The 20,426-nt window shown below is 41.1% G+C and carries 9 protein-coding genes; 3 read left to right on the forward strand and 6 right to left on the reverse strand.

All coding sequences use genetic code 11. The annotated features are described in order from the left end of the window. The first annotated feature begins 22 nt into the window (after positions 1-22). The gene (locus H6G97_RS00745; protein ID WP_190938840.1) at positions 23-793 is read left to right on the forward strand and encodes a circadian clock KaiB family protein; all 771 of its coding nucleotides are present in this window, start codon (positions 23-25) and stop codon (positions 791-793) included. A gap of 204 nt (positions 794-997) precedes the next feature. Next, entirely contained in the window at positions 998-1,156 is a 159-nt protein-coding gene (locus tag H6G97_RS00750; protein ID WP_190938841.1) for a hypothetical protein, read from the forward strand. Between the two features lie 546 nt (positions 1,157-1,702). On the opposite strand, the gene H6G97_RS00755 is transcribed toward H6G97_RS00750, so the two are convergent. The 6 genes from H6G97_RS00755 to H6G97_RS00780 form a co-directional block, all read right to left on the reverse strand. Next, a complete protein-coding gene (locus H6G97_RS00755; RefSeq protein WP_190938842.1) occupies positions 1,703-5,998 on the reverse strand; it encodes a non-ribosomal peptide synthetase in 4,296 nt (1,431 codons plus the stop codon). Beyond that, positions 5,995-9,276 carry a non-ribosomal peptide synthetase gene (locus H6G97_RS00760; protein WP_190938843.1) on the reverse strand — a complete coding sequence of 1,094 codons (3,282 nt, stop codon included), beginning with the start codon at positions 9,274-9,276 and terminating at the stop codon, positions 5,995-5,997. The genes H6G97_RS00755 and H6G97_RS00760 overlap by 4 nt, the downstream gene beginning before the upstream one ends. A 60-nt stretch (positions 9,277-9,336) precedes the next feature. Next, positions 9,337-10,488, reverse strand: a complete 1,152-nt coding sequence (locus H6G97_RS00765; protein WP_190938844.1) for an acyltransferase family protein — start codon at positions 10,486-10,488, stop codon at positions 9,337-9,339. A gap of 168 nt (positions 10,489-10,656) precedes the next feature. Continuing rightward, positions 10,657-11,421, reverse strand: a complete 765-nt coding sequence (locus tag H6G97_RS00770; RefSeq protein WP_190938845.1) for a TIGR04325 family methyltransferase — start codon at positions 11,419-11,421, stop codon at positions 10,657-10,659. Positions 11,422-11,592: 171 nt separating this feature from the next. Next, a complete protein-coding gene (locus H6G97_RS00775) occupies positions 11,593-16,530 on the reverse strand; it encodes a type I polyketide synthase (protein ID WP_190938846.1) in 4,938 nt (1,645 codons plus the stop codon). A 3-nt stretch (positions 16,531-16,533) separates the two neighbouring features. Continuing rightward, the gene (locus H6G97_RS00780) at positions 16,534-18,561 is read right to left on the reverse strand and encodes a non-ribosomal peptide synthetase (RefSeq protein WP_190938847.1); all 2,028 of its coding nucleotides are present in this window, start codon (positions 18,559-18,561) and stop codon (positions 16,534-16,536) included. 982 nt (positions 18,562-19,543) lie between these two features. On the opposite strand from H6G97_RS00780, the gene H6G97_RS00785 reads away from it, so the two are divergent. Next, complete coding sequence (locus H6G97_RS00785; RefSeq protein ID WP_190938848.1) at positions 19,544-20,326, forward strand: COP23 domain-containing protein; 783 nt, start codon at positions 19,544-19,546, stop codon at positions 20,324-20,326. Positions 20,327-20,426: the final 100 nt, after the last annotated feature.

Consider the following 20,426-nt stretch of genomic DNA (forward strand, 5'->3'; position numbering starts at 1 on the left):
TACTTTTAGCTTCCTAGCCTCTGTGAATAACTTGACGACAAATAAACTATCTACACCCCAGTTGTTTAAAGGCATTGCCCTATTTACACCTGGAGGAGATTTAATTTACTGCATCGACCCTAGTAAACAAGGTCGATGGCATTTGCATTTGTGCTCGGCTTTGCAAGAAATATTAGATTTACCAGAGCCACCGCACTTTTTAGTGCCTTGTTATACTGCAACTATTGACAACTGGTTAGATCCGCGTACTCAACAAGTGAGAACTTTTGCTGAAGCTTATCCGGCTGTAATTAGACATCAAGCTTTGCTTAATACGATTTTTGGCACAAGGGAGTTAGTATGGCAAGCAGCTCCCTGGCAGGAGGGGTTGTGCGATCGCATGGTGTTAACAACTTATCGTTCGTCATTTGGGCAGCTTTGGGAGGATCACGATTTAATCGTCCGTCTAGACCTTTCTGAACCTGTGCCAAAATACCACCAGCCAGTAATAGAACAAAAAAAGGAAGCGATCGCACAAGGCTATGTTCTGCGATTATTTGTTGCCGGACATAGCAGTACTACTGAACGCATTCTACAAAATTTACACGAATTGTTGGAGCGATCGCTCGGACATCCTTATACTCTGAAAGTAATTGATGTTTTAAGTCATCCAGAACAAGCAGAACTCAATCAGGTTTCTGCAACTCCTACCCTTGTCAAGGTTTGGCCTCACCCGATTCGGCGAATCGTTGGAGAGTTAGATCATGTAGAAAAGATTTTACAGATGTTAGCTGCTAAGGAAAATTTTAAGTAATCAGACTAGTTTTGTTGCCAAATGCGCGAATGGGTAGGTGTTGGTGAAGAGATAACTACAAAAAAGACTAGATTGCGATATATGCAAGGATGTCATAACAATCAAAAGATGAGAAAACTCTTATCTCATCTTTTGTTAGATATTATCATGCTAATTTATTATGCAAAGAGTATTGCCTATTCATACTTTCTTGTTGCAGTAAAAATGAATAATATCTGTGGTTTTGTCATCTTAACATCTAGCTTAACTGTTGTTACAACCTGTATTAATACACCAACTTTTGCTCTAGAAAATCAGCAGCAAACTCCTTTAGCAGACATATCACAACTAACATCTTTTTCTCAACTCTCAGATGTCCAATAACGATAGTATTTTTATAGGGACTATCCGCACTACTTTTAAATTTTAATTCATAAAATAGTTTAAGAGACTTCTTGCAAAAGTCACAATGAATATTTTACCGCCGAGGAAAAGCAATAACTAAAGTGCTGGCTAAAAACTTACCCATTTGTTTAATGAGCTACTAGTAGTTCGCTTTCGTGACTTGGCGGGGTAATTAGATCATTCGGATATGATTTAGTCACTGGCTCACAAGGTGTTGATGTCTACAAATTTCAGCATAAGCCTTGTGAGCTTTCTTACAATAGCCCCTACTTTTCAAACATCCTCTTAATCCCAAGGCTGTTTCTTTGCATAAGAGCAAGAAGTTTCTCAATCTCATAAGAGAGAAATGTTTGAACAGTTGTGATAGAAGTATGACCATTCCGGCGGAGTATGTTGAGATAATTTCTCTTACCTCAATACTTGCAATTTTACCCATTTTAGGGAATGAAATAACCCTGCCCCCAGGCGGGGTAGGGTGTTAGAAACTTTTGCAAGACATCTATTTTTTTATAAGTTTAGAAAAATTCAGATTTCTGCAATAATTTGATCTATGCAAGCCTTCATTTTTTCGGACACAGATCGTACATGGGGTTCTTTAAAAATGGAATTATGAATTCCAGAAATATCATAGATATCCACTCCCCCTAATGCCAATTTACCCCAACCCATTTTGGAATCAGCCTCCCGTTGTCCAACCACAAGACCATCTTCTGTTCGGAATACGGTTACTTGACCTGAGTAAACTTGTAAAACATATTTTCTTAGCGCTTGTCTGGTAGCCTCTTCCACCATGAATTTCCGATTGGAGTAAGGTAAAGGGCGTGCAAAAGTCAGGTGAAAGTAAAAGACCAACCGCCAGAGTATCTCTTTGATCTGATACTTAACCCGCTCTGTATTTCCTTGTACCTGTTTAATAACATAGTTAGATGCAATTGCTAAAAGACTCTTCCAATGGTAAAGTTTTGGTTTTTGCAATGGCACAGATTCGATATTCCTTAAACCGTAGGTATCAAACAAAACCAACAAATCTACTTTCTTACCTTGCTTGACCAATTGCCGAGCCATCTCGTAAGCAATTATACCCCCAGAGGAGTAGCCGCCGATCAAATAAGGCTCATGGGGCTGAATAGTTTGGATTTGTTGAATGTAGTGCGCTGCCATGTTTTCAATCCGGGTATATGGAAGTTGTTTTCCATCTAACCCTTGTGGTTGCAATCCGTAAAATGGTTGATCTGATCCTAAATGCAATGCCAATTCACGGAAACGTATAACTTCTCCACCCAAACCATGTACACAGAAAAAAGGAGGTCTAGAACCGTTGGCTTGAATAGCTACCAAAGATGACCAATAAATTGATGTTTCAGACTTGGCATCAGCTGTTGGCATTACTGCAATCCCTGGTTTTGAGCATCTTTCTCGCTCAACAATGTAAGCTAATTGCTCAATAGTTGGGGCTTGCAAGAGGATAGATAGAGCTAGATTTTTGCCTACTATATTTTCAATTTGAGAAAACAGACGTACTGCCAGCAGTGAGTGTCCACCTAAATCAAAAAAGTTGTCTGTTATTCCAATCGGATGAACTCCTAGAACGTTTTCCCAGATTTCTGTTAATTGAAGTTGTAATGGATTTTCTGCTCTAACAAATGTTTTTTCTATTTTAGAATTACTTGGATTAAGGGCAGGTAAGGCTTTGCGATCAACTTGACCATTAGCGTTCAATGGCAGAGAATCCACTATCACAAAGGCAGAAGGTAACAAATACTCAGGCAGCTTTGGTTGGAGAAAACTAAGCAGTTGCTCACTCCCAAAAGTCTCCCCTTGTTTGGGGACAAGATAAGCAACTAAACATTTATCCCCTGGAACATCCTCTTTGGCAATCACCACAGTTTTTTGCACACCTGGATATTGACCCAAAATTGTTTCAATTTCAGCCAACTTAATACGAAAGCCGCGAATTTTAGCCTGATTATCTAGACGGCCCAAAAACTCAATATTGCCGTCACTCAAGTAGCGCCCTAAGTCGCCACTTTTGTAAAGGTATGACCCAGATTCGCTGCTAAAGGGATTGGGGATAAATTTTTCAGATGTTAAGTCTGGGCGGTTAAAGTAACCTTGAGCAACACCGATACCACTGATGTAGATTTCACCAGGAATGCCAATTGGTACTGGTTGCGATCGCTGATCGAGAATATAGATTTTTGTATTGGCGATCGCTCTTCCTATAGGAATTTCTGACCGAGTGTTACTGGCTTCAGTGGCAGTTTCTGGATCGTAAACTGTGGCAGTTAAAGTTGTTTCTAGCGATCCATAAGCGTTCAGCCAGCGTACTTGCTTGCCAAATTTTTCTACCCAAGTTAAATAAGCATTGCGTGAGACTTTTTCACCACCAACCATAACTAAGCGCAAGCTAACTGGCAAGGTTTGTGGATACACAGATAGCTCGTTAACTAACTTATACCAAAAAGAAGTGGGTAGATTAACAATGGTAATCTGTTGTTGAGCAATGAATGGGAAAAAATGTGCCGTCGAGTTTTGTAACTTTTGAGACTGGAGAATTGCGGTAGCACCAGCAATCCAACAGGGAAACAGTGACTCAATGAAAGTGTCGCAACTGATACTAAATATTAGTAGTAAGCGATCGCTCTGAGTCAACTCCCAAGTATCACTGATTGCTAGACTGTGAGTGACGAGATTGCGGTGGGTAATGGCTATACCGTTAGGTTTTCCATTGGAGCCGGACACATACATCACACAGGCGAGAGTCTGCTCTGTAGTGTAACAGCCTAGATTTTCAGTTGTATGTAGAGCGACCACTTCCCAATCACTATCCAAACAGATAACTTGTGTCTGATGCTGAGAAAGTTTCTCAATCAATGAGCTTTGGGTTAACACTAAAGATATTTGGGAATCTTCTAAAATGAAAGCCAAATTATCTTGCCCAGATGTCGGCGCTAGGGATACGTAAGTTCCCCCTGCTTTCATAATACTCAACAGCCCCACAATCATCTCTAGGGAAGGCTCTAAGTTAAGACCGACGAGTACCCCCGATTTTACCCCTAAAGTTTGCAAATGGCGGGCTAGTTGATTTGCACGCTGGTTGAGTTCCTGATAAGTTAGTTGCTGATTTTCAAAAGTTAGTGCAATATTATTTGGAGTTCGTTTAGCTTGAGCCTCAAACCATTGATGGATACAAGCATTTTGGGGATAATCAGCCTGTTTGCCATGCCAATCAACCAACACTTGATGTTGTTCACCTGCTGTCAACAGGGGTAATTCAGATATTGGCTGATCGGGATTAGCCACAATACCTTCGAGTAAGGTTTTGAAGTGCCCTAACATCCGCTCTATGGTACTGGCATCAAACATTTCAGCATTGTAATCAAATACCATGCCCAAACCATTATCTTGTTCCCGCAAGACTAATGTCAGATCGTATTTGGTCTTGCCATGATAAATGTAGCCAAATAGAGAAGTGATAGTCAGATCGGGTAATTGCACAGATGCCATACCGCGACCATTCGACCAAGGAGGATTAAGGGAGAATTTTACCTGAAATAAAGACGAACTATTGCGACTCTGTTGTTCTGGTTTAAGTTCTTCAATTAGCCTTTCAAAAGGTAGGTCTTGATAGGTATAAGCTTCTAAGCAATCCTTACGAACTCGGTCTAGAAATTGTCGGAAAGTTGGGTTTCCAGCTAAGTTACTTCGCAATACCAGGGTATTAGAAAAAAATCCAATCAGCCCTTCGGTCTCTACTTGTCCCCGTCCGGCACTGGCAAAGCTAATGAGTAGGTCTTCTTGTCCAGAATAACGATAGAGTAATAGGTTAAATACTGTCAGTAGAGTCATGAACAGGGTGACACCCCATTTTTGACTCAGGTCTGTCAGGGCATGGTTCAGCGTCTTTGGTAGTAGCAAGGCGGCGCGATCGCCTCGATAGGTTTGCACACCTTGAGGACGGGGATGATCGTAAGGTAAGTCAATGATCGGTAAATTGCCTTCTAGCTTTTGTTTCCAGTAGTTTACCTGTGACTCTAAAACTTCTCCTTGGAGCCATTGATATTGCCAATTGGTAAAATCGGCATACTGCACTGGTAAGGGAGTTAAAGGAGAAGTCTTTCCCGCCGACAATGCTTTATAGATGTTAGTGAAGTCTTGATAGAATAAATCCGAAGAAGCTCCATCACAAACTATGCAATGCATATTCCAGATCAGCAGATGTTCGCGATCGCTCAACCACAGCAGCAGCAAGCGCAAAATCGGGCCATTTGCTAGATCAAAGGGTTGATGAGCTTCTTTAGTTGCCAGTAAGTGAGCTTCTGCTTCCCGTTGTTCATCTGGTACTTGCCGCAAGTCAATTATTGGCAATGTCAAGGAAACATCGGTAGAGATAACTTGAGTGGGCTTGCCATTCACGGCTGGAAAAGTTGTCCGCAGAACTTCATGGCGGCGGACGACTTCTTTCAAACTTTCCTCTAAGACAGCAACATTGAGATTCCCCGTAAAACGCACCACAACTGGCATATTATTTGAGGAACTATCAGGTTCAAACTGATGAAGAAACCATATCCGTTGCTGACCAAAGGAAAGCGGCAAGTTGCCATTCCGTTCACAAGGGACAATTGGAGGAATCTGTGAATTGGCGGCTGTGGTAATTAGCCGGAGAAAGTTAATGATTTCGGCTTTTTGAGTTTTTAGCTCGGTCAGCAATTCCGGTGTAAGACTATCTTTTGTAGCTCGGTAGCGTAAGCGTTCGCCTTCTAACCAAAGTTTGACATCGCGCTGACGTAGCTCAGATAGTAGTTCATCTAATGTTTTCATAGCTCACCTTCCTCATAATCACCAGCTGTCTCACTGTCAGCAGTCTGAACACCTTGGGTTGCCCAAAGCAGAGTTTCAACTCGTTCAGCCAAATCGGCTACCGTTGGTAATTCAAATAAATTGGACATCAGGATTTCCACTTCCAAAGCTTGGCGCAGTCGAGAAACCACTTGAATTCCTAGTAGAGAATATCCACCCAGCTCAAAAAAGTTGTCGTAAATCCCAACTTTCTTGACATTTAAAACCTGTATCCAGATATCTGCAATCTGCTGTTCAATGGGAGTGCGAGGTGCTACATAATTTGCTTCCAATTCTGGACGGAAAGAATCAGGTTTTGGCAGTGCCCGCCGATCAACTTTGCCGTTAGCATTTAGTGGTAAGGCTTCCAGTGCCATAAAAATCTTTGGCACCATATATTCAGGAAGCTGCTGTTTCAAGAATCGCCGTAATTCCGAAATAATTTGCGGGCTATCTTGAGCAGTTTCTGCTACAAAATAACCAACTAGTAATTTATCACCAGGAGTATCTTCTCGAACAATTACTACCGCTTCTTTTATTGCCGGATATTGCAAAAGTGCGATTTCAACTTCACCCAATTCTATGCGGAAACCGCTTACTTTTACCTGGTGGTCAATACGACCGAGATATTCAATCTCTCCATCTGGTAAATAGCGCCCCAAATCTCCAGTTTTATATAAACGTGATTGGGGATTTTGGCCAAAGGGATTGGCAATAAATCTTTCAGCAGTCAGATCGGGGCGATTGAAATATTCTCGTGCTAGACCATCACCACCAATATGTAATTCACCCGTGATTCCAATCGGAACTGGTTGTGAATGGGAGTCTAAGATATAAACTTCGGTATTAGCAATGGGGCGACCAATAGGAATAGAAGCCCCTGGCTTTAACGGTGCTGTGATGTCATAGCAGCAAGCAAAAGTTGTACTTTCTGTTGGCCCATAACCATTAATCAGTTTACAGTTTTCTACCGTGCTGATAAATTTTTGGACGTGGGGAACCGATAAAACATCGCCACCCGCTAACAGTTGACGTAAGGGTTTTAAAGCATCAATTTTTTCATCGACTATCAGATGGAATAAACCTGCCGTTAGCCACAGGGTTGTCACCTGATGCTGTTGAATAATTTGCCCTAATTCGTCTAAAGATGGGGTATGGGGAGGGAATATTACTAGTTTTGCACCGTTAAGCAAACAACCCCAAATTTCAAAGCTTGAAGCGTCGAAGGAAATGGGACTAATTTGCAAAAATACTTCTTTGGCGGTGAGGCTTACATAGTTAGTGTCTTTGACTAATCTAACTACACCTTGATGGATTACACTAACACCCTTGGGCTGACCTGTAGAACCAGATGTGTACATTACATAAGCTAGGTTGTCAGCTTTGACATTAGCAATTGAATTCTCTGGTGTTTTGTGGTTGATGGTATCCCAGTCAGTATCTAGACAAATTATGCTTGCTGTGTGATTTGGGAGCTTGTCAATTAGCTGTTTTTGGGTCAATAATAACTTGATCTGGGTATCTGAAAGCATGAAAGCCAAGCGTTCTTGCGGATAACCCGGATCTAACGGTACGTAAGCTCCACCTGCTTTCAGAATCCCTAAAAGACCTACCACCATTTCTAAGGAGCGTTCCACGCAGATCCCCACAAGAACATCTGCACCAACTCCTAGTGTTTGCAGGTATTGCGCTAATTGATTCGCGCGAATATTTAACTCTCGATAAGTAAGTTGCTGTTCTTGAAATACCAACGCTACTGCATCGGGGGTACGCTCAACCTGCTCCTCAAATAATTGATAAATAGATTTATCTTGAGGATAATTTGTTTGAGTCTGGTTCCATGTTGTTAATAACTGTTGCTCAACTGCTGGTAAAATAGGCAATTTAGCAATCGTTTGATTTGGGTTAGTAACTATACCCAATAACAATGTTTCAAACTCTGCCATCCGGTTGCGAATAGTGTCAGCATCAAATAAATTAGTGTTGTACTGACATTCCAGGGTCATTTGACCACGTAATTCCGTAGCATTGATGAACAGTTCAAAGTTCTCGAATGCGCGGGGGTTAGAGAAAAATTCTACCTCCAGCCCGGTGAAGGGGAGTTTATCACTGTCTAAACCCTGATCGATATTAAATGTAATGGGAACTAAGGGAATGCGGCTAGAATCCCGTGGCAAAACTAATTTTTTGACCAGACTACCAAAGGTAAATTGTTGATGGTCATAAGCATCTAAGACAGCCGATCGCCGCGATCGCAAGTAGTCGCTGAAGGATTTTTCGCCATCAACCTGGCTACGCAATGGTAGTAAATTTACACAATGACCTACGAGATTATATTGCCCCAAAGCAGCTTGCCCGGCGGCTGGAATCCCTACAACCAAATCGTTTTGTCCTGTCAGACGGTGCAGCCAGACCTCGAACCCTGCGAGGATAGTGGTCATAAAGCTACAACCGAGTTTTGTCCCTAGTTGTTTGAGGCTGGCAACTAATTCCGGATTTAAATGCCAATCTTCGCGGGCGGCGTTAAAGGTTCTAAGTGGTGGACGAGGGCGATCGCTAGGGAAATCCAGCACAGGTACAGTTTCAGCGAATTGTTGCAACCAGTATTGTTCTGTAGCGATCGCTTCTGAACTATCCGCCTCTTCTTCCTGCAAAGTCGCATATTCACTTAAGTAGTCTGGTTCTTCTAATTCAGGAACAATACCTTGTACCAAGCCAGAATAGAGTTTATCCAAATCTGGCATTAGTACTGCCCAAGACCAACCATCACAAATAATATGATGGGCTGTCAAAATCGCTAGATGCTCCTGCGACTGCAATTTGATGATTTTTGCTCGGAATAGAGGGCCATGTTCCAAATCAAAAGGTTGCTCTACCTCTTGTCGTAAGATACTAGCTAATTTTTCTTGTTTATCCTGTACTTCTAGATTAGAAAGATCAATAATAGGGATTTCAATTTGTCGAGAAGCAACAATGCAGAGTGTATTGCCATTTGTGCTAAAAGTTGTCCGTAGTGCTTCATGACGTTGTACTAACTTTTCCAGCGCAGATTGGAAAACTTTGACATCAAGTTCGCCTTTTAGTCGCAGAGATTGGGATTCGTTATAAGCACAATTGGCAGCATCCCCCATTTGCACAGAAGCCCAAATTTCTTTTTGTGATTCTGTGGCAGGAGCGGTTAGAAGTAATTCTCCATCTGCAAATGGATCAAAATCAACCGCAGTTAAACTGGATTGGTAATCTACAGGTGATAAGCTCATAAAACTCTATTATTTTCTTAATTTATTCAATGTGGTTAAATTTCAATCTATCTTGGCAAACTACTGGCGCTCAATACATTCTTTACGCAAGATTGTAGACTTTAAATAATTACGCGCAGGAACTTCTACAAATCTATATGTCAATGATGCAGCGAATAATACCATCATAAGAAATACTACTAAAGATGTCAATGCTTCGTATTCTGTGAATCCTTTACCAAAAGCATTGTGAAAGGCATAAATCCAGAACAACTTTAACAATTCTTGAATAAACCAATGAACCATATAAATTGAGTAAGATATAGTACCCAGATATAGCATTAGTCGGGAATTCAAAAACTTTGATATCGCACCATTATGGTTGACAGATATAGCTAAAATCAGTATAGAAAAAGCTGGTAAAATTAGCCAATCATGAAGGCTACGCCAATGATGCCAGTAGTAATGCATAATCAGAATTATCCAAATTATGGCTATAATTGCCAGGAAATTAAGATTGAAATACTTTCTATAATTACCTCTACGATAGACTTTATAAGTGATAATACCAAGTATGCACTCTAGTCCGCATCTAGCTATCGAAGGTATTCCAATGATACTATCTAAATTGCCACGGGTAAAAGTGATTAGTAGTAATATGCTGAAGAGAGTAAAACTATAAATTATCAAATCATTTTTTTCGCTACTCCTTAATAAAACAAATAATAATAATGGAAATATACAGTAAATAACAAACTCTACACTAATTGACCAAGCAGGTTCATTCCAATAGGTATTACACCAAAATAAAGGTGGACAATTCAAATCGAATGCTTGTAGAAGAGAAATGTTTGCAAAAAGAGCAGTTAAATTAAATTTACCAGTGAAAGCAGAATGATTTGGTAAAAAAAGTTTGACAAATTCTAATCCAATAAATAGAGATAAAATAAATATATGTAAAGGATAAATTCTGGCAAAACGCGAAAACAAATACGAGCGGTAGTTATCTAAGCTTACTTTTAAGTAAAAATCTTCTGCATAGACGTGGGTCATGATAAAACCACTTAGAATAAAGAAAAAGTCAACCCATAAATATCCATTTTTAAAGAAATCACTATAGTTTGATAAAGTTGAACCTGTTTTAGGTAAAGCGTAATATGAAAAATGGAGTATAACAACAATTAAAGCTGCTATACCGCGCATAGAAGTAAGAGATTTAATGTGTTTATACATTGATTATTTTAGGATTCAATAATGAGTGAAACACAAGTATCTTATTTGCTTCATAGATATCTATTGCTTTGTTAATTGTATTTTGGTCATATCAAAATGACCAAAACACAAGAGCCAGTCTTTAATTGTGCAGCAATTTCAACCTAAGAATTAGAACATAGTTTCTAACTAATCCCTAAGTCGTAGATAAAAACCGTAATACTTACGTACAAAATTCTCAGGATGAAACGGAATGTAGCAAGTACGATCCCATGTCCAACTATCGATTAATTCATAGCCAAGTAAGGACAAAGATGCTATAAATTCAGAGCGATTCTGAATTTTATACGGGCAAAAAGCATAGCCAATATTTTGTAATGTGATAAACGTTTCCCCATCATAAAATGGTACTCGGTTAATCAAAATGTGACGTGGTTTTTTCTTCAACTGTCCCAATATTTCAGACAGTGATGGTTCTATATATTGTAGAGTACCGCAAGTGAGTAATATTTCTGCACCTTCAGCATCGGCAAATTGCACCGTAAAAGACAAACCTGGGTTATCGGCTTTTCTTGCCAATTCTTCTCCAGCTTTAATCACCTCTGGTATGTCACACACTATCCACCGAAGATCATTGGGATATTGCAGAAACTTTTTGTAAGTATAGTAAGCATGTCCTACATTACCGCCGATATCGAAAATAGTTGAACTATTAGTGAATGCAGATGCAAGCCATACAAGAACCGGATAGTCCTGGGAGTTGAACTGATCTGGCTCCCAAGCAGTAGTTAGCTTTGCTACTGAACGGTGGTTATGAATTTCAGGTTGGTTGTAACCAGCTTTAGCACCTTTAGGGGTTGCTTGCAACGCCTCTGCAAATGTATTATAAATACCCCGACACGCAGTAATATTTTGGTTAAATAACCAATGATATTGGTAATAATCCGATATCATTGGGATTTTTGTCACAATTTTTCTAAAACTTTGCTTTAGCTGTTTTACGCCCTGTTGCTTTAGTTGTGTGAAATTATTTTTACCGAAGGAAGCTATCAAAGCCATATCAAAACCTTAATGTTGGAAGATTGCTTGCTACTTTAGTAAGGAAAATTGCTGTTTCAAAATAGATCAGGAAACACTTGCAACTTGTAAATATTTCCCAGGACGCTCGGTATCGGGAATATACCAGGCGGGGTTCCCTTGGGGATCGCGTCCTAATTTGGCATCAGGTTGCGGAGGACGATTGCGTAGGCTGTTATTGGTAATTTCACGATTTGTTACTTCTATAGATGGTGCAGACAAGAAGCCAGCAGACTGCATTTCGGCAATAGTCTCCTTAAAAACTGCCATTACGAAAGCCAAATCAGCTTCGGAATGAGCTGTGGTTAAGAAGCAAGGACGGTGATCCCAAATATGTACTCCCCGATCGCGTAGCAAGTAAAATAGTAAATCTCCGTAGGCGAACTCTGGTGCAGATTTCACCATGAACAGGGAGCCGAAATTATAAGCTGTGAAGGGTGCTTGAACTTGCTGAAAATAACCCATGAGTTCCGCTACAAACTTATCGGTTCTTGCATTAAGATTTTGCTGCAAGCTAGGGCCACTCTTCTGCAAATGCTGAAGTACTGCTTTCGCCGCTGCTAGTGCTAGAGGATGGCGGACAAAGGTACCGGCAAAATAAGTCACCCCTACCTCTGGAACGGAGTCATCGCCAAACTGCCAAAATCCACCATCCAAAGCATCCATATATTGCGATTTGCCAGCAATGACTCCAATTGGTAGTCCACCGCCCACAATCTTGCCGTAGGTTGCGATGTCCGCCTTTATACCGAAGTGTGCTTGAGCGCCACCTGGGTGAATTCTGAATCCGGTAACGATTTCATCAAAAATTAGGGCGATACCAGCTTCTTTCGTAAAATCACGCAATTGCTGAAGGAATTCCTTGGGCTGGTATTCAGGGCGACGGCTTTGCACAGATTCCACCATCACTGCTGCTAATTCATCAGCCCGGCTTCTGAGGATTTCTAAAGACTCAGGTGAATCGTAGTCCACCACCAAAATGTTCTCTACCATTTCGGGTGGGATACCAGGAGCAGCAGGAATTGACCGAAGTTTTTTTGTACCCCGAACAATTACTTCATCCAAAATCCCGTGATAAGCTCCAGAAAAGATGGCGATTAAGTTACGCCCTGTGATGGTGCGTGCCATCCGCATCGCTCCCAAAACCGCTTCTGAACCTGTGTTACAAAAGGCTGCTCGGTCAAAGTTAGTCAACTCACACATCAGCTTCGCCACTTCTCCAACTAAGGGAGTTTGCGGCCCAATTTCCATACCGAGTTTGAGTTGTGCTTCAATTGCTTCGGTAATGAAAGGTGGCGACCAACCAAACAAATTCAAGCCAAAGCCATTGCTTAAATCGACATATTCATTCTCATCAACATCCCAAAGTTTAGAACCTGAGGAACGAGAGACGACGATGGGGTAAACCATCTCTTTCATCGTCGGGTTAAACCCAGAAACAGTTCTTGGGTCTGCTAAGTAAGGGCGATGAGATTGAGTAAATTCTTTAGATTTTTGAGTCCGTTTTGTATATCTTTGGATAATTTTGTCTAAATGAGCGCGTTGTTGCGTTGTTAGAGTCTTAGTCTGGGTCTTTTCAATTCGAGCAGCCGCACCAAATGCTTTTTTCGCACCATTTGACTCGGTATCAACCGATGCTTGTGATTCTTTGCTGGTTTGGGTTGGGGGGATAGATACAGCGTTTTGTGGTTTGACACCATTATTTTGAGATGTCGCGGCAGGTACAACTGGGACTGTTAAAGATTGGCTGTTATTACCCAATAGCGCCAATTGTTGGCTCATGATTTGTAGCTGCTGATTAATCACACTTTCTAGGACGCTATTAGATGCAACAGGTTGCAGGGAAATCTGAGGTGTAGATCCATTTGATCCATTTCTATGAACTTCATGCACTACCAAAGTGGGTGATGTGGTTGCAGGTGAAGGTTCTGGCAATGGTGCTTCTGGAATGGGGTCTGCAACGGTTTCTGTTAATCCTAGTGCAGATAAAGCTTCGGGAGACAAGGCTTGATTGATCAAGTCAGCCAACGTTATTAAGTTTGGGCAAATTTCTAGTAACTGCCTAAGTGTTACCTTAACTTTAAATTTTTTCTTCAAAGCTAACCCGACCTGCGTTAGAGATAAGGAATCTAATCCCATCTCTAAAAATGTTGTCGAGTCATCAACACTAGCGATTTCCAATCCTGATGTTTCTTCGATAATTTCTTTGAGCAGGGGAATAAGCTTTTGCTGAGGGGATGTTGTCATAGTTTGGATTTTTTCTAATAACTGAGGATTTGCAAGTTTGGGAGTTGCTGCACGATTGGGATGAGGTGGAGGATCAATCCAGAAGCGTTGGCGTTCAAAGGGATAGGTAGGCAGAGGAATTCGTTGTCGCATTTCCCTTTGATAGAAGTCGCTCCAGTCAATAGATACTCCTGCTAGCCACAGTTGTCCTACTGCCTTGAGTAATGCCGTCCATTCGGCTTCGTTCTCGGCGTTATCACCCAGAGAAGGAATCGCTATCTGTTGTTTAATATCTTTTGCTTGTTGGCGGGCTAAGGTTGTAGTTGTGATTCGCGGCCCGACTTCTAACAGTAGGCGTTCTGGCTGCTGCCAGATGGTTTGTATCCCCTCCGCAAATCGCACAGTCTGACGTAGATGTGTAGCCCAATACATCGGATCAGTTGCTTGCTGGGCTGTAATCCAGTCGGCGGTAACTGTGGAAACAAAGGGAATTTGAGGAGGTGATAATTTAACCTTTTCAACTACCTTAGCGAAGGGAGCGATAATGCTATCCATCATGGGAGAGTGGAAAGCGTGGGAAGTGTGTAAATGGCGACAGACAACTTCTTCACTTTCTAATTGTTTTTGCAGAGCCGCGATCGCTTCTGTGGGGCCAGAAACTACACACAGGGAAGGGCCATTAATTGCGGCGATCGCAAGTTCTGTATTCAGTCGCGGCTCTACCTCTTTGGCTGGTAGGCGCACTGAGAGCATAGCCCCTGGTGGTAATTCCCACATGAAGCGACCGCGAGTTGCAACCAACATCAGCACATCTTCTAAGGAAAATACACCCGCTATACAGGCGGCGACAAATTCACCAATACTGTGACCAATCATTGCTTGGGGTTTGACTCCCCAACTCTGCCAAAGTTTCGCTAAAGCGTATTCAATGACGAATAATGCTGGTTGGGTAAAGCAGGTTTGCCGCAGGGAGATAGCCGCAGTTTCGCAATCGCTCGGTGCGGGATACATGATTTCTCGCAAGTCCTTACCCAACCAAGGTTTAAGGATTTCCGCACATTCATCTACTACCTCCTGAAATACAGGTTCGCGGTTGTAGAGATTCAGTCCCATGTTCACATATTGCGACCCTTGTCCGGGGAACATGAAGACAACGGCTGGATTGCGGATTTCTGTATGACGGGTATTTACTTGATTTGGATCTAAAGATTGGAGGGCTGCGATCGCATCTGTGATATCGTGACAAACTATACTGCGCCGGTAGTTGAAGGCTTTGCGCCCTCGCTGTAGAGTATAAGCTACATCAGCTAAATTAATTTCGCCATTATACTGCAAATGCTGCTGCAAATTTGCGGTTGCAGCCTCTAAAGCTGTACTAGTTTTGGCCGAGAGCAACAATAGCTGCTGTGGGCGCGAAGATCCTGAACCTTGGATTTGTGGCGCTTCTTCTAGCACAATATGAGCATTAGTTCCGCCGACACCAAAGGAACTCACGCCGGCTCGTCGCGGAGTTTCACCCTCTGTCCATTCAGCTAGTTTGGTATTTACATAAAAGGGGCTGTTGGCAAAGTCAATCTTGGGATTGGGAGCCTCAAAATTTAAACTAGGGGGAATCTTTTTATAATACAGGGCGAGAGCGGTTTTAATTAACCCTGCTACTCCAGCCGCCGCAACTAAATGTCCGACATTGCTTTTAAGAGAGCCGATGGCGCAGAATTGTTTAGCATCTGTATGTACACGAAATGCTTGGGTCAGCGCTTCAATTTCAATCGGGTCGCCCAAAGGTGTTGCTGTACCGTGAGCTTCAATATAAGAGATGCTTTCTGGGTGGAAGTTAGCATCAGCTTGCGCCATTGCAATGGCCTCTGCTTGTCCATCGACACTAGGAGCCGTAAAGCTTACCTTATCAGCACCGTCATTATTAATACCAGATCCTCTAATTACAGCATAGATGCGATCGCCATCATTGAGTGCATCTTCTAAACGCTTGAGGACAACCACTCCTGCGCCATTGTTGAACATTGTGCCCTGAGCGTTGGCATCAAAGGGACGACAATGCCCATCCCCAGAGAGCATACTGCCTTCTTGAGCCATATAACCGCTATTTTGAGGTGTAGTCATAGATACACCACCGGATAAAGCCAAATCGCACTGATAGCTGGTTAAAGCTTGGCAAGCTTGAATAACTGCTACCAAAGAAGTGGAACAGGCTGTATTGACACTAACGGCTGGGCCTTTGAGGTTGAGTTTGTAAGCGGCACGAGTTGTCAAAAAGTCTTTTTCATTAGCTAACATCGTTTGGAATTCACCGATGCGATCGACAATTTCCATACGACCAGAAATGTGGTTAGCAAAATAAGTATTTTGACCACAACCAGCGTATAAACCAATCAAACCCTCAAAAGACTCTGATTCATAACCAGCATTTTCTAGGGCTTCATAAACCAACTCTAGAAAAACTCTTGCCTGTGGGTCCATAACTACAGCTTCCAGCGGATTAACACCAAAGAAGGCAGCATCAAAGGTTTCTCCCCCAGAAATAATTCCTCTAGCTTTTACGTAGCTAGGATCTTTGCAAAGGTTCGGATCAATACTAGGGTCTAGTTCCTCATCTTGAAAGAAAGTTGTTGATTCTGATCCCTCACACAGATTGCGCCAAAACTCATCAACATTTCCAGCGCCAGGAAATCTTCCTACCATGCCAATAATGGCAACACCATCAATAGGATCTTGGTTATCGGATGCTTGGATATTTACCATTGTTTAAACACCTTGTTGATGATTACGGCGACGTGTCCTAGCTGCTTGTTGGCGTTGGGCGCGATTTTGCAGTTTGTCAGAAGACGGTTGGCTATTCTGGTTTGAATCCAAATACTTTGTTAAAGAACCAATCGTTGAATATTGAAATAGCTTCACAGCAGATAGCTCAATATTAAGTTTCTGTTGTACTCGCACAGCAACTTGCAGAATTGAGATTGAAGTTGCTCCCAAATCAAAGAAATTATCATCAATTCCAACGCGATCAATTTTGAGCAAATCGGATAAAATACCTGCAAGCAGACGCTCTAAATCGGTTTGGGGAGAAATATACGCTTGTTCCAGTTGCGGACGTTCTCTACTTGGTGCTGGTAATTTATGTCTATCTACTTTGCCATTTGCAGTCAAAGGCAGTGATTCTAACATCACAAATGCCGATGGCATCATGTAATCAGGTAGTCGCTGTTGTAAGAAACTCCGTAATTTGCTGTGCGTATATCCACTGTTATACTGAGGAACAATATAAGCTGTCAAATGTTTTTCATGTGTTTCATCCTGACGAGCTAAAACGACAATTTCCCGAACGTCAGGATGTTGTGCAATTTCTCGCTCAATTTCCCCTAGTTCAATTCGAAAACCACGGATTTTTACCTGATTGTCAATACGACCTAAGAACTCGATATTGCCATCTGAAAGATAACGAGCCAAATCTCCAGTTTTGTAAAGACGCGTTGCTAAATTACTATCAAAAGAGTGAAAAATAAATTTCTTAGCAGTCAAATCAGGACGGTTCAAATAGCCTCTAGCTAATCCATCACCACTAATGTACAATTCGCCAGCTTCTCCAATTGATACTGGTTGGAGGTTGTTATCTAATATATAAACTTGAGTATTAGCAATTGGACGACCGATAGGAATAGATACACCTAGTTGCAGTGGTGCTGTTATAGGATGGCAACAGGTAAAAGTTGTATTTTCAGTTGGCCCATAACCATTAATTAGCTGACAGTTCTCTATTGTTTGGAGAAACTTCTGCACATGGGGAACAGATAAGACATCGCCACCTGCTAAAAGTTGACGAAGTGATTTTAAAGCATCAAGTTTTTCATCCACTATGAGGTGGAATAATCCTGCTGTCAGCCAAAGAGTAGTAACTTGGTATTGCTGAATAATTTGCCCTAATTCTTCTAAAGATGGTGTATGAGAAGGGTAGATTATAAGCCGCCCACCGTTAAGCAAGCAACCCCAAATTTCAAAAGTTGAAGCATCGAAAGAAATAGGAGCAAGTTGCAGAATTACTTCTTCAGGTGTGAGGTAGACATAATTAGTTTCTTTGACTAACCTCACTACACCACGATGGATAACGCTAACACCTTTGGGTGTACCTGTAGAACCTGAAGTATACATGACATAAGCCAAGTTATCAGCAGTGATACTAGTGGTTAGGTTGTCTTTTTTATTTTCGGCAATCTCATGCCAATCTGCATCTAGGCAAATTACAAATGCTGTGTGAATAGGTAATTTGGCAACTAGTTCTTTTTGAGTTAATAGTATTGATACTTGAGTATCTGATAGCATGAATGCTAAACGTTCTTGTGGATACCCTGGATCTAGTGGTACATAAGCTCCACCTGCTTTAAGAATAGCTAAAAGTGCTACAACCATTTCTAAGGAACGCTCTATGCAGATTCCTACAAGAGTTTCTGCGCCTATCCCTAGTGATTGCAGATGTTGTGCTAGTTGATTAGCACGACTATTTAAATCTCTATAGCTGAGATGCTGATTATTAAAGATTAGTGCTATGGCATCAGGTGTTTTCTCTACTTGTGCTTCAAACAACTGATGAATACATGCCTGTTGAGGATAATCAGTTTGAGTACGATTACATTTGTTTAGTAGGTGCTTTTGGGATTCTGTCAAGATAGGTAATGTTAAATAATCTCGTTGTAAGTTATTTTCTGGTAATGAGGCTTGACACTCATCTACTAGCAATTCATTTTTATTTTTAGCCAATGAATTAGTTATTTGTTTCATATTTAATTTTCACAACAAATATATTTTTGTAAAACTTGTGGTTTTCAAGAGTTGCTGCATTTTTAACTCAGCACATTTATGGGTTAAAAATGCATTTAATTTGACTATTAAAATATACAAAATCAGGATGATTACTGGCTGCTAATTATTCAACTTTGTTCTAAAATTTATATGGAACATAATTTTGTATAGTAACGATATAGATTTTTGGATAAATTAATGAATTATGTAAATCGAGTACGGTATTGAGTGAGTAATGAGTAATTTAGTGTATTTAGAATAATGTTGTTCTTTTTCCTACTTGTATGTTTAACTATCAGTGTTTTTACTTAGATATTATAGTTGGATTTTTAACTTTGTGATGATATTAAAAGACTAATTTCACAACAAGTTATGCCGTAATCCTACAATGTTTATATGAAAGGGCACTGACTTTAAGATTTAGTTTTCTTATTCTCGCTTATTTCCTCGAGATCGTAGTAATTTTCAATACATCTTCATTGAAAATTAAAATTTTACAGGTGGTTTTTAATGGGAGTATTAACTGTACGTTTGCTCATCTTGAGAGGACGAGAAGAATTAATGCCCTGAAGAGCAAGCAAAACAGGGATTTTACCAGCTAGTAATGGAACCCCCTTGAGGTAACGTTGGATTCTAGCAAAACGACACTACGGTAAGGATTGTAAAGCTTACTTGACAATAACGAACTATTTGCTACAGTCTACGTAATTCAAAATTGCTGTTTCAACTGGATAGTTATTTTCGCTACGCTGCACTAGGCGAACATAATAAGCGACGACGCTAGTCGAGAAAACGAAGTCGTTGGCAGTCCGGCTAGGTGAGGTAATTTGCATTAAAGAGGCAGGATATAGAAATTATTTATATATAATTTTAAAAAATAGCGTTTTTGATGAATCAAAAACTAGAATTATTCGTCACTTAAACTATCAATTCCCTACCGATTTCTACTGGAGGATGATTTATGTCATCAAAACTGCTACGACTTATATATTTGGGTAGTCTTGGCTTATCTTTGTGTCTGGGCAATTCCGTAGCAATGGCGCAATATGACTCTACTGGCGATGGTGTAGTAGTACCAACAGTACCATCAGGTGGGTCATCAGCACCAGTACCAATAGATACATCCACAGGCGTACCACCTTCGCCCTCTGCTGACGGTACAACTCGGTTTACCTGTCAGACTTACAATGGTCAGTATACTGTGATGTATCAGCCACAAAGTCAACCAGGGCAATACTTTGCTTGGGCTGCGCCTGCGGCTTTGGGCGGTGGTTGGGACGCACAAAGACGTTGTACAGCAATTGCCAGTCGCTTAGAACAGTATCGCCCAGATGGCTTACAAGAACTCCAAACGTCTGTAGAAAATAACGAAAATATTGTCTGCGTCACAACTGAAGCTAATTCAACCTGTAGGATTGTGCTGACAGTCCCGCGTGGTAAAGATCCCTATGTTATCCGCAATAGCATTTTTCAGAACTTGACTACTGCTGACAATGGACAACAAACTATAGCCGTTAACACTTATGGCGATCGCAGTAGTGGAGGCAGTGAATTATATAATTTAGGACGCACACTTCTGGGTAATGGCAATAATCGGGTTAGTTCATCTAGAAGTGGGATTAATCTCAAACCTTTCCTCGATCGCAAAGATGGTGGTACCGCTAGAAATCTTCGCAATGGAGTAGCAATTCGTCGTCAGTCTCAACCTAACTCTGTTCGATTAAGGCCTGGTAATTTCCGATAGGCAAGAGTGGTTTTTAATACAAAATTACTTTCAAATAAAAATATCCAACTACTTATTGTGGGGCGGGCATCTTGTCCGCCTTTTTTAATAGGCAAGCGAG

The organism is Nostoc flagelliforme FACHB-838 (assembly GCF_014698065.1).
In the GTDB taxonomy this organism is placed as follows: Bacteria; Cyanobacteriota; Cyanobacteriia; order Cyanobacteriales; family Nostocaceae; genus Nostoc; species Nostoc flagelliforme_B.

What these genes read in the sequence shown, in the direction of transcription:
- H6G97_RS00750 (WP_190938841.1), top strand. Translation starts at nt 998, where the DNA reads ATGAATAATATCTGTGGTTTTGTCATCTTAACATCTAGCTTAACTGTT.
- H6G97_RS00755 (WP_190938842.1), bottom strand. Translation starts at nt 5,998, where the DNA reads ATGAAAACATTAGATGAACTACTATCTGAGCTACGTCAGCGCGATGTC.
- H6G97_RS00760 (WP_190938843.1), bottom strand. Translation starts at nt 9,276, where the DNA reads ATGAGCTTATCACCTGTAGATTACCAATCCAGTTTAACTGCGGTTGAT.
- H6G97_RS00765 (WP_190938844.1), bottom strand. Translation starts at nt 10,488, where the DNA reads ATGTATAAACACATTAAATCTCTTACTTCTATGCGCGGTATAGCAGCT.
- H6G97_RS00770 (WP_190938845.1), bottom strand. Translation starts at nt 11,421, where the DNA reads ATGATATCGGATTATTACCAATATCATTGGTTATTTAACCAAAATATT.
- H6G97_RS00775 (WP_190938846.1), bottom strand. Translation starts at nt 16,530, where the DNA reads ATGGTAAATATCCAAGCATCCGATAACCAAGATCCTATTGATGGTGTT.
- H6G97_RS00780 (WP_190938847.1), bottom strand. Translation starts at nt 18,561, where the DNA reads ATGAAACAAATAACTAATTCATTGGCTAAAAATAAAAATGAATTGCTA.
- H6G97_RS00785 (WP_190938848.1), top strand. Translation starts at nt 19,544, where the DNA reads ATGTCATCAAAACTGCTACGACTTATATATTTGGGTAGTCTTGGCTTA.